Here is an 11,626-nt window from a genome sequence, read left to right on the forward strand (position 1 = left end):
CACCTCCACTATAATATATGAGAGGTGTTCGAAAATAGGACACCCATTATGAGATTTGGTGTGCTATCTGTTATTCGTCATTTCTACTAAATTTTCAATCGCAGTGGAAATCTGACCAAAGGAATGATTAACATCATCCAGTTTATGAAAGAACTTCTCAATTTCAGTTTCAATGGTATTATTTTGACCTTTGGACTGATTCATCTTGTCTACTAATTCTTCAAAAAAATGATAAATAGTCTTCATGTTCTGGGTACTATTAGTAACAGAGCCTTGGACCTCATCTACATATCCTATCACTTTCCCTACCTGTGCATTGGTTTTCTCGATAAGTCCAGTTACATCGCTGACAGAGTTCTTTGTTTGCTCAGCAAGTTTACGTACTTCATCCGCTACAACTGCGAAACCTTTTCCATCTTCACCAGCACGGGCAGCCTCAATTGCTGCATTTAATGCAAGTAAATTCGTTTGCTCAGCAATATCTGTTACCATACTAACAATCGATTCAATCTGATGCGATATTTCTGCCAAACTACTACTTTCATCTTTAATACCCTGCATTTTATCTTCCATTTCTTCCATGTGTTTTTCTTGTAATTGCAGATCTTTTCTCCGTTCTTGAGATGTTTTTTCGACGTTTTCAGACGTACTTGTTCCTTGCTGAGCGTATTGTAAAATATCTTCTAATTGATGTACCAGCTGTTCTGTAGAAGCTTTTGATTGTTGAAAAACTGCCGCTAAATCTTCAGATGTTGCATTAATTTGTTGATGTAATTTTTCCTTCTCAGCTTCTTGACGATCATGTAGCTGCTGGACTTCTGTTTGATAAGCTTCTAACACAAGTTGTTGCTCGAGGTTTAATATTTTCGATGTCGCTGCAATCGCCTGATAAAAATAAGCTTTATCTGTAATTTTTTCATAAAAAATAGCCATTAATGAATTTAATAAATCTTGAAAGGCACACATATACCATTTTGGTTGTAAGCCGATGCGAAAATGAATGTTGGCAATTTTCATTCTTGTTTCATAAAACGATTGATCGATCGTGCCATTAAACATTTCTTGGACATGCTTAGTTAATGTCTGTTTTAGACGGTCTTTCGAACTGTTATCCTCGATGATTTCCATCAAAGATACTTCATACTCAAGATTCCTGTAAAATTGTTCTACAATTTCTTCGATATGTCCCTCAACCCAAGGTTTTAGCTTTCTAAGGGTAATGAGATCTTCTTTAGTTAGATTAATCATTTGTAATTGTCTGTCGTACAAACTACCTTTTTCAACATCTAATGTTACATCTACTAGCTGATCATTTGGTTGAGCAATGCCCTTTTGCTTTTTCTTAAAGAAATTTTTCATTGATATTCCCCTTTTGGTGCTATAGTTTTACGCCAATTTTATCATAATGAATAACACTCATAGTCAAAAAAAAATAAACCTTACTCATTTTCATACTTAAGTAAGGTTTATTTACCAATTTATGCTAGTTTACCTATTTTTTTCTTACATCTACATTTCGTAAGAGTATATCCTGTTATTTCAAACCCTTTTTGTTTCAAAAAACGAATTGCTAAATTCTTCTCGACACGGTTGGAAGCAACAATATGAACTGACCTAGAAGGAATTTCGTGAAAATGTCTTCTTAGGTAAGGAATTGGAATTACAACCGCTTCTGCTACTTTATCATTGTCTGCCTCTTGATAATCACGAATATCTACCGTTAATTTTTCCCGATTTCGCTTCTTATCTATCTCCACACACGGTATCCCTTTAATCGGTACATAACGTGTATAGAATTGATGGCTCACCATAACGATGATCAGTAATAAAACAATCCAAAAGATTGACATGTTATGTTATCCTCCATTACCTATGATGAATGGTTCACAAATCTTATGCCATTAAAGTATATTCTCACCATAGTTTATCACTGTAAGACCATCACTGATCATAGTCTCACTTTATTGTTTAAGATTTTTAACTTTCTCCCAATAATGGACAATCGTCTTCATTCCTTTATCGAAATGGGCAACTGGAAAGCTTTCATTTGGTGAATGCAAGCGGTCATCCGGCGTTCCGAATCCCAGTAATACCACAGGAATTTGATAAATCGAGTCAATCCATTCTACAACAGGGATAGAGCCCCCCATTCTAACATATACTGCTTCTTTTTCAAAAGTTTCTGCAAAGCTCTCCGCTGCTTTCGTAATTAACGGATGGTCAGGATCCACTTTATATGCTTTTGCTGATAATGGTTCCCGTTTAATGGTTAACTCCACACCTTTTGGTACATGTTGCTCCAAATGCTTTACTAATAAATCTTGGATTTCTTGCGGATCCTGTCCTGGTACCAAACGACATGTTAGTTTAGCGGTAGCAGTTGACGGAATAATCGTTTTGGTTCCCTCTCCCTGATAACCACTATATAAACCATTGATTTCTAAAGTCGGTCTGGCCATTGTGTGCTCTTTTGCCGTATAGCCTTTTTCTGAAACAGTTTCTTTCACTCCAGTAGACTCTTCGTAATCTTCACTTGGGGCATCTTTAATTAACGTACGTTCCTCATCGGATAAAGGTTCAACCTGATCATAAAAATGAGCAACTTGGACGACTTCTTCTTCATTCTTCATCGTAGCTAACAACTGCGCCAATGCTATTGCGGGATTTTTTACCGCACCACCGTATAGACCTGAATGCAGATCATTGTCAGGTCCTTTCAAAGTAAATTCCAATCCGGTGAAACCTTTTAATCCATATAGAATAGTTGGTTGATCCTTAGCAACCATCCCTGAATCAGAAATGACCGCAAAATCAGCTTGGAATTTTTCTTTTTGTTCATGTAGAATATCATAAAGATTGGCACTTCCGATCTCTTCTTCTCCCTCTACACAAACTTTAACATTGATTGGTAATGAGCCTGTTGATTGTAGAAATGCTTTCAAGACTACAAGGTGCATAAAAACTTGCCCTTTGTCATCACTGGCACCACGCGCGTAGATCCTTCCATCTCTAACTTCAGGCTCAAAAGGTTCACTTTTCCACTGATCGAGTGGGTCTGGTGGCTGCACATCATAATGGCCATAAAATAAAACAGTTGGTGCTTCCTCTCCAGCATTCATCCATTCAGCATATACAAGTGGATGACCTTTTGTTTCTTGGACTTCGACGGTTTCAAAGCCTGCGTTCATTAAATAATCGGCTACAAACTTTGCTGCTGTTTTGACATCCTCTTTATGAGTTGAATCTGTGCTGACACTTGGTATATGTAAAAAATCTTGAAGCTCTTTTAAATGTTGCTCCTTATATCTCTCAAGGTACTCCATTACTTCTTTCATATTGATCACATTCCTTTCCCTTCTACCTTTCCATAGTTTAACATGGAATTGGTGAATCATTCATTAAAAAAGTTTAAAGCAAAAAAAGAGTGTTTTAATATGGTAATTGTTGCTAAAAAGGAATAATTAATTTATTATGGTGTTTATGCACCTAACATTTTACTAAATTTCAAAAGAAAGGAAGAGATTAATTGAAAAAATGGATGATGTTTTGTCTTACATTACTTATCAGCATTACGCTAGTTGCTTGTAATTCTGATGATGTTGACAGTAACGAAGAGGATACTGAGAGTGACAGTACTGAAACAACTGAAAACACTGAAGAGGAAGTAGTCGAGGAGGAGACTGATGCCGAAGAAGTGGCGGAAATCGACGACTTAAACGAAGATAATATAGAAACTGATAACGATACTGCTCCTTCTGAATTAGATATTGATCCCGATGGTGAAAATAATGTAACGCTGCAACTTGACCAAGAAGGTATGGTCTCTAAAATTGCTTATAAAGCCGAAGGGGACCGAGTTATCGAACAAACAGCAGATAGTATTATTCCTTATGATCTATTAGAAATAGCAGATAAAGAGGAAGCGGAAGCAATGTTCGCAGAAGGTGTGGCTCAGTATCAAGATGTAGAAGGTGTATCACATAGCATTGATTATCAAGACGATCAAATCGTCGAGACGACAAAAGTAGACTTTGAAACAACTGATCCGGATGACTTTGCAGAATTATCAGGGGCAATGATGGAAGATGGAGCTAGCGATTTTATTAGCCTGCAAAGATCGGTGCAAATGCTGCAAGAACAAGGATATGAGATTATAACAGAATAGCATTAGATACATAATGGGACTGAGCGGACATTTAGTGCGTTATTTGACTGAAAATCACCTGTTTTCCCATGTTAGCGGACATTGAATCCCTTATTTGCTTCATTTTGCCTTCCATTGACACTATTTTCGATGAATAGCGGAATAGATGTCCGCGACCACCCTAAAAACGACATTTTTGTCATAAATAGCGGAACAAATGTCCGAGCTCAGCCCAGTTTTACTTGAGAGTCCACGTTATTATGCAATTTATGAAAAAAACACTTACCTCTTGAAACAAGAGGTAAGTGTTTTTTGATGTTAGTCTAAACCTTTTGCTAAGTCTTCTATTAAATCATCAACATCCTCAATTCCGATGGATAGCCGAATTAATCCATCAGTAATGCCTAATTGTTCACGACGATCTTTTGGAATTGAAGCATGTGTCATACGTGCTGGAATCGAAATTAAACTTTCTACTGCACCAAGACTTTCCGCTAAGGTGAAATAATCAGCTCTACTCAATACTTGATCCGCTTTTTCGCCACTTCCGACATCAAATGCGATCATACCACCGTATCCTTCTGCCTGTTGTTTAGCAACATCATGCCCTGCATGTGATGTTAAACCAGGGTAATATACTTTTTCGACATTTGGATGTTGGTCAAGATAAGCAGCAATTTTGTTTGCATTTTTCTCGATTGCTTCCATTCGCAATCCTAATGTTTTGATACCGCGCATTAATAACCATGAATCCTGTGGACCTAAAACAGCACCAACAGAGTTTTGAACAAAGTGAATTTCTTCTGCTAGATGTTCGTCTTTTACAGCAACAAGCCCTGAAACCACATCACTGTGTCCACCGATATACTTCGTTGCACTGTGTAAGACAATATCTGCACCGAAGTCTAATGGATTTTGCAAATAAGGTGTCGCGAATGTATTATCAACCACTAATAAAAGGTTATGCTTATCAGCAATTTCTTTCATTTTTTTCAAGTCGGTTACTTTCAATAGTGGGTTAGTTGGTGTTTCAATATATAGCATTTTAGTATTGGGCTGAATCGCTGCTTCTACCGCTTCGATATCACTTGTATCAACAAAAGTGTGTCCCAATTCAATACGATTCAAAACTTTTGTTGTTAAACGATAGGTTCCACCATATACATCGTCTGTTAGTACGACGTGATCACCAGCTTTCAGTAACATCATCACAGTTGTAATTGCAGCCATTCCTGATGCAAAAGCAAAGCCTGCATTACCATTCTCTAGCTCTGCAGTAACTGTTTCCAGTGCATGTCGTGTCGGATTACCTGTTCTGGAATATTCATAACCAGTGTGTTTTCCAGCTTCAGGTTGTCTATACGTACTTACTTGATAAATCGGTACAGATACAGCACCAGTTCTTTCATCTCCTGTGATACCACCATGTACCATTTTTGTTTTACGTTTCATAACTATTCCTCCTACGAATCAAACATATAATTGTGATACGTCCTCTCAGTGGGATGGATTATTCTTCACTGAGGGCCTACCAAACAGATTCGGGTGTTATCCTTCTTCTTTGAAAAACTTCGGACGGCTAGCATCATTGATAAATATCTTTACTTAAATATCGCTCACTACTATCAGGAAAAATGGTAACAATGTTGCTGCCAGGTTCTGCTTTTTCCGCTTCTCGTAAGGCGGCAACCATTACTGCTCCTGATGAGCTCCCTACTAGCAAACCTTCTTTTTCTGCCAGTTGCTTTACCATATCAAACGCATCAGCATCATCAATAGTATGGATTGCATCAAATAATGCACGATCCATATAGTCTGGTAAAAATTCCATACCAATTCCTTCCGTTTGATGTGCGCCTGCTTCGCCTCCAGCAATAATCGATCCTTCAGGTTCCACAATTACTGTTTTTGTTTCTGGATTTTGATCTTTAAAATATCGAGCAGCTCCCATAAAGGTGCCACCTGTTCCTGCACCTGCAACAAAAATCGATACCTCATCATTTAAGTCTTGCTCAATTTCTGGTGCGATTGTCTTGTAATAAGTTTCTGGATTTGCTGGATTTTCAAATTGTTGCGCGGCATAACTGTTCGGGATTTCTGAAAGTAGCTGTTTTGTTTTCTCGATTGCACCACGCATCCCCTCATTTTTAGGGGTGTGGATAATTTCTGCTCCTAAAGCTTGCATTAATACTTGCTTTTCCTGACTAAAGTGTTCAGGAACAACAAAAATAACGCGAAATCCTCTATTAACTGCAGCTAAAGCAATTCCGATCCCTGTATTACCAGCAGTTGGTTCGATAATCGTTCCACCTGGTTGCAATTCACCAGATTCCAATGCTGTTTCGATCAAATTGATTCCTAAACGATCTTTAATACTGCCACCAGGATTAAAGAATTCTAATTTCGCAAAAAGTCGTACACCGTCTGGGAGTTCGAAATTCGATAACTCCATTAACGGTGTACCGCCGATCAATTGTTGTATATTTTTATAAAGTGCCAATCTTAATCCCTCTTTTATTCAGCAAACACGATGTGCCATTCATCTTTTCCAGCTAACATGTTCTTAGCAATGTCTTTTGCCCCTTCTAAGCTGTGGTTAGCTGCCCAGCCACATTGGACTTCATTACATGCTGGTACTTCTGTTGCTTCTAATACATCTTGCAGTGTTTTATCTAACGCTTCTACAACATCCTCAAAACTGTCATTGTTTAGAATAGCAAGATAAAAACCAGTTTGGCAGCCCATTGGACTGATATCCAACACATTGTCCATATGGTTGCGAATATTTTCTGCCATTAAGTGTTCAATTGAATGCAATCCTGCCATATCCATATGGTCCTTATTTGGCTGACAGAAGCGAATATCATATTTATAAACTTTATCCCCATTTTGTCCTGTAGTAACCCCTACAAGGCGTACATATGGTGCTTTTACTTTCGTATGATCTAAATTAAAACTTTCAACATTCATTTTTTTAGTCATCTTTCCATCACTCCTCTTCGAATTTTTTAGCTACAAATAACCAGACAAATTTATTTCGTTGTTTCGCTTCAAAATAAAATCCATTTTGTTCAAAAAGCTGTCGAATTTCCTCTAATTGAGGATAGTATTCTCTGCTTAAATCCTCCAGTAAATCGTGATAGCCTAACTCATGTGCTTCTTGTTTAATTTGTTGTTCTGCCTGTTCATTTTCATAAACCGTATCAGCAAATACAACGCGTCCACCATTAGCTAACAAGGAATAAAATTTAGCAACCGCTTTGTTCTTCTCAACTTTCGTTAAATGGTGGAAAGCATACGTACTAATAATCGTATTCACCGGCTTACTTGGTAATGGAAACTCAAGAAAATCACCTTCGTATAAATCTAATTGAGGCAATTTTTCTTTCGCTAATTCCCTCATCGGATCAGATGGTTCAATACCAATCACAGGTAATCCTTTCGCTAACACTTTTTCTGTTAAATTACCCGTGCCAACCCCGAATTCCATTACCGTTCCTTCTGCTAGCTGAGCAACTTCATTTAATATTGTATCATATCCTTCGAATACATCTCTATACTGAGGGTCATGACCCGTAACTGCCTCATCATACGTAGAAGCCCACTCTTCAAACACACCCAAAAACTCTCTCCCCATGGTAAACTCCTCCATCTATGTTAATCCATACTATTTTACTCTGTTTTATCGGAATTGACACTAATATAGCATAAATACCCTTAATATGCAAAAATACGACACGGATAAGAAAAAATCGCAAACCCCGCCGTTCCTTTATTACTTTAGTAGTAATGAGGAAATATTTGAACAGCTTGACCACCGCTCCGGCTGCCTCCTTCCCTTTCCGTGGGGTTTGCCCTTCAGCTAACTTTTTCGAGCCAAAACCGCTCGAAAAAGTGGATCTTCAGGCCAAACGATTCCCACAGGAGTGGAAGGGGGCGGCCTTCGCTTTATACATGTGCTACAACATTTGTCAGATCTGGCAGTTTGAGTTGTCATCCCTGTGAAAGTGCAAGTTATGGCATAGGAAATTACTAATAAGTTTTATAAAACCCAATATCCTTTTTCTATTATTCGTTGTAGAAGAAGAATAGCGAAGGCGACCGTTTCGACTGGAGCGAATCAACTGAGATAAAGGAATCACGGTGAGTTTACGAACCGATGATGAGGCGATTCGTGAAGTCGCCTAGTTTTTGGGCGCTCGGAGTTAGACATTCTGCGCAAAATTTATACTTTCCTTACAAGAAAAAAAAGAGCAAGTATCCGCAGATACTTGCTCTTCCTTAATTATTGTTCATCATTCGGGAAAACTCTTTCGATCATATTTCCAATACGTCTGAAAAAGCCTTCTACCGGCTCGCCTCTGTCTACATCATTAGCATACTCATCTGCTAAGTCAAAGAAATCTGGGTTTGTTGAAATATAAACATTGTCAATATCATTGTTAACAGATTTAACTGCTTCTGTGATATCTTTCCTTGTTTCTTCCGTTAATTCGTCATTGTTTCGGTTAGGGTTATCATTATTTGTTCGTTTATCCCATGATGCCGCTACATATGCATTATTATTTGTTGTTAATACATATACACGGTCAATTTCCGGAACTTCTGACTGAATTTGTTCAGCAGCTTCATCTGCTACATCATAGTTAGTACCATTACGTCTGGAGTTAGTCATATTATCGGCATCTCTGTTCGTTCTGCCATCAAACATGAATTGGTTGTTGTCATTTGCACGTGTATTACGGTTGATATTATCTTGACCACGGGCTGGATCTGTAGTTTGATTTCTATTATTAGCTCGATCATTAGCTGGATCATTAGATGTTTGATTGTATCCTATCGGTTGTGCTGGATTACCATTATATTCTCCATTTTCTTGGCCATATTCATTTCCGCCGCAAGCTACAAGTGTTAAGGTTGTAGCAAAAGTCAGCGCTAAAGCAGGCTTTGATAACTTCATCTGTTTCCCTCCTTTTTTTATGATCATCAATAGTATGGATTGAAACAAATTGACTTATGTTAATTAATATTTGGTAACGAGACCAACAGTTCTTTAGACTTTTTCATTGTAAACCGCACACACTAATTAATGATTCCCCAACTAAAATGTATACAACCAATATAAAAAAAGGGGGATTATCTGTTGAATATTGACTACGATAAAGCATTATATTATACGTTATGGGGGCAATGGGATGATTTGCTTGTGTTAATGGTCCGTACTAATGATGACTTGCTGTCAAAAAAAATTGAACAATTTTTACATGCTTATCACTACCCAAGCTCACAGGAATACCTGATCAATTCTCATGAACAACTAATGCAATATATTGACCATGCATTAGTCAGCCAAATGAGCCTAACTTCACAGTAGAAAATCGTCGAACCAAGAGACACTCCTAATTCGTGGAGCTTGTTCTATTATGTAAAAAGGCTTGTCGCCAAGTTTTAATGGTGACAAGCCTCCTTATTTACAAGCAGCTGGAAGTTAAACAATATAAAAACTGCCACCTCTAAGAACGATGACAGTTAAAGCTTACTTGTTATGGCCTTTACCAGGATGCTTTTTTTGCGATTTATCTTTTTTATTTGATTTGTTGTTATCATTAACTTTTGATTTATTCTTTTTATTCGATTTGTTATCCTGTTTACCTTTTGATTTTTTATCTGTATTACCTTTGTCATGGTGTTTATTCTGATTCTGCTTTTTTCCTTTTGACTTTGTTTTGGACTTTAGGCCTTTACCATTATCGTTTTTCTTTGCTTTGTTTTTTTCACTCACTTTTTGACCGTTATTATCTTTCTTTTTGCCATTATTCGTTGAGATTTGTTCTTTAGCACGTTCACTTGCATTAGCAGGTAAAATCACAGGATCGTTTGTTTCTTTTTTTGATTCGCCTTGATTAGTTTCCTCAATGGCTTCTTCATTCTCTTCATCTTCCGTTTCATCAATTTCGATTTCTTCTTGAGTAGTCTCTTGCTCTTGGTCTTGCTCATTATGATTATAAAAATTTTCAATTAGTTCTCTTTCCTCGGTATTTAAGGAAGTTTTAGGCGTATCATTTTCAGTTGCTAATTGCTTGACATCTGATCCTCCACTTACCTCTAACGACTGTGCTGCTAATTCGTTCATTGATACATGTTCTAGTTCAGATTGAGTTCTAAGTTCTTCTGAAACTTCATAAATGGCCACTTGGTATCCTAGATGTTGATAATAACTACCTAATTCATCTTCAAAATGATGGTCCTGTTTTTCTTCATCAATATAACTTACGGCCATTAAAACCGGACGATCAGCCTCTGCTTCTTCTGTGTCCATTGTTATTAAGTTAAGAATTTCATCTGTTAAAGATGTTATAGTACGGTTTTTAACCTCCAAATTATCCATCAATTGCTCAGCATCCTCATTCATCGGTTCAACGTCCAGCACATGATAATTTTCGTCAATCGTAATATTCATGCTTGGATTGATATCAATACTAACTACTGCATAAGCCTTTTCATCTGCTACCCATATGTACAATGGGCTTATCAACAGTAAGCATATTAACACCATAGGAACAAGTTGCCACTTTATTGATCCTTTAAAAAACAGAAAAAATGATTGCCAGATGGATTGTTTTTGTTGATACAAGGTTTCCATACCAATATCTTTTTCCTTCATTGGTATTGCTTTGTGGAACACACCATCTTTGTCCATCACGATTGTATACCGCGATTTATGTTCCACAATTATTCCTTTTTTCACAGATCTACCCCCTCAAGGTATTCTCTTAGATATACATAATCACCTGTAAGGATAATAAAGACCGTTAATATATACTTTCGATTTCTCTCCAATGTTTTTTTACTGACAGGTACAAGCTTTAATAATTGTTTAATGGGTACTCTTTTTTTACGAAGTACATATTCTTTTAATTCCGGGTCATTTATTAATTGTTTTGCAGCATATACTGCCGATTCTCGAGCATCTTGATGTTTTGGTGATATTTCGGTAAGTTCTTTGAACGAAATTTTAAACTTCTTCAGATGGTCTGATAATTCAAGAATTTCTTGCTTACGATTCCAGGATTCTTCTTCCAATTCAAATATTTTTTTTGCCTCTGATATTTGTAACGGACTTTCTTCCAATTCATCTTCGTCATTCATATTTAAGGCCGGATACATATATTGTCGTTGTTCTTTCCGGATATAGTCAATTACTTTGCGTTTAATAATCACTTGAGCAAATGCTAGAAATGAAGAACCTTTCTCCTTTGAATACATTTCTATTGCTTCATTAAAAGCAATCATCCCGACACTAAACTCATCATTTTGTTTTTTGATATATCTTTTACATACATCGGAAACGCATTTTGCAATAAACGGTTGGTATGCTTCGATTATATCATTTCGTAAATGCTCATCACCTCGCTGTATCAATTCAATTTGGTCTTCTAATCTATATTCTTTATCGATTAACTGGCTTTCTATCATATTCGG

General features: G+C 37.0%; 11 protein-coding genes and 1 pseudogene. 2 read left to right on the forward strand and 10 right to left on the reverse strand.

Going from position 1 to position 11,626, the window contains the following annotated elements:
- Positions 1–165: 165 nt before the first annotated feature.
- The 3 genes and pseudogenes from GHT08_RS06345 to GHT08_RS06355 form a co-directional block, all read right to left on the reverse strand.
- A pseudogene (locus tag GHT08_RS06345) lies at positions 166–1,359 on the reverse strand (protoglobin domain-containing protein); the annotation flags it as partial.
- 119 nt (positions 1,360–1,478) lie between these two features.
- Positions 1,479–1,850: a rhodanese-like domain-containing protein gene (locus GHT08_RS06350; protein WP_163580600.1), complete on the reverse strand. Its 372-nt coding sequence runs from the start codon at positions 1,848–1,850 to the stop codon at positions 1,479–1,481.
- Positions 1,851–1,961: 111 nt separating this feature from the next.
- Entirely contained in the window at positions 1,962–3,335 is a 1,374-nt protein-coding gene (locus GHT08_RS06355) for a dipeptidase (protein WP_163580619.1), read from the reverse strand.
- Positions 3,336–3,526: 191 nt separating this feature from the next.
- Here GHT08_RS06355 and GHT08_RS06360 point away from each other — a divergent pair, with 191 nt between their 5' ends.
- Positions 3,527–4,165 (forward strand): DUF1307 domain-containing protein, encoded by a 639-nt coding sequence (locus GHT08_RS06360; protein WP_163580601.1) that lies wholly within the window; start codon positions 3,527–3,529, stop codon positions 4,163–4,165.
- A gap of 297 nt (positions 4,166–4,462) precedes the next feature.
- Here GHT08_RS06360 and GHT08_RS06365 read toward each other — a convergent pair whose 3' ends face one another.
- The 5 genes from GHT08_RS06365 to GHT08_RS06385 form a co-directional block, all read right to left on the reverse strand.
- Positions 4,463–5,596: a bifunctional cystathionine gamma-lyase/homocysteine desulfhydrase gene (locus GHT08_RS06365; protein ID WP_163580602.1), complete on the reverse strand. Its 1,134-nt coding sequence runs from the start codon at positions 5,594–5,596 to the stop codon at positions 4,463–4,465.
- A gap of 133 nt (positions 5,597–5,729) precedes the next feature.
- On the reverse strand, positions 5,730–6,644 hold the full coding sequence (locus GHT08_RS06370; protein WP_163580603.1) for a PLP-dependent cysteine synthase family protein: 915 nt from the start codon (positions 6,642–6,644) through the stop codon (positions 5,730–5,732).
- 14 nt (positions 6,645–6,658) lie between these two features.
- On the reverse strand, positions 6,659–7,126 hold the full coding sequence (locus GHT08_RS06375) for an S-ribosylhomocysteine lyase (protein WP_163580604.1): 468 nt from the start codon (positions 7,124–7,126) through the stop codon (positions 6,659–6,661).
- Positions 7,127–7,133: 7 nt separating this feature from the next.
- Positions 7,134–7,781 (reverse strand): class I SAM-dependent DNA methyltransferase, encoded by a 648-nt coding sequence (locus GHT08_RS06380; RefSeq protein ID WP_163580605.1) that lies wholly within the window; start codon positions 7,779–7,781, stop codon positions 7,134–7,136.
- A gap of 648 nt (positions 7,782–8,429) precedes the next feature.
- On the reverse strand, positions 8,430–9,104 hold the full coding sequence (locus GHT08_RS06385) for a YhcN/YlaJ family sporulation lipoprotein (protein ID WP_163580606.1): 675 nt from the start codon (positions 9,102–9,104) through the stop codon (positions 8,430–8,432).
- A gap of 180 nt (positions 9,105–9,284) precedes the next feature.
- Between GHT08_RS06385 and GHT08_RS06390 the strand changes: the two genes are divergently transcribed.
- Positions 9,285–9,518 carry a YhdB family protein gene (locus tag GHT08_RS06390; protein WP_163580620.1) on the forward strand — a complete coding sequence of 78 codons (234 nt, stop codon included), beginning with the start codon at positions 9,285–9,287 and terminating at the stop codon, positions 9,516–9,518.
- 162 nt (positions 9,519–9,680) lie between these two features.
- Here GHT08_RS06390 and GHT08_RS06395 read toward each other — a convergent pair whose 3' ends face one another.
- Together GHT08_RS06395 and sigI are read right to left on the reverse strand one after the other, a co-directional pair.
- Positions 9,681–10,892: an anti-sigma-I factor RsgI family protein gene (locus GHT08_RS06395; protein WP_163580607.1), complete on the reverse strand. Its 1,212-nt coding sequence runs from the start codon at positions 10,890–10,892 to the stop codon at positions 9,681–9,683.
- Complete coding sequence (sigI, locus tag GHT08_RS06400; protein WP_163580608.1) at positions 10,889–11,620, reverse strand: RNA polymerase sigma-I factor; 732 nt, start codon at positions 11,618–11,620, stop codon at positions 10,889–10,891. Before sigI ends, GHT08_RS06395 begins: the two co-directional genes overlap by 4 nt.
- Between the last annotated feature and the right edge of the window lie 6 nt (positions 11,621–11,626).

The organism is Gracilibacillus saliphilus (assembly GCF_010994085.1).
Taxonomy (GTDB): Bacteria; Bacillota; Bacilli; order Bacillales; family Amphibacillaceae; genus Gracilibacillus; species Gracilibacillus lacisalsi.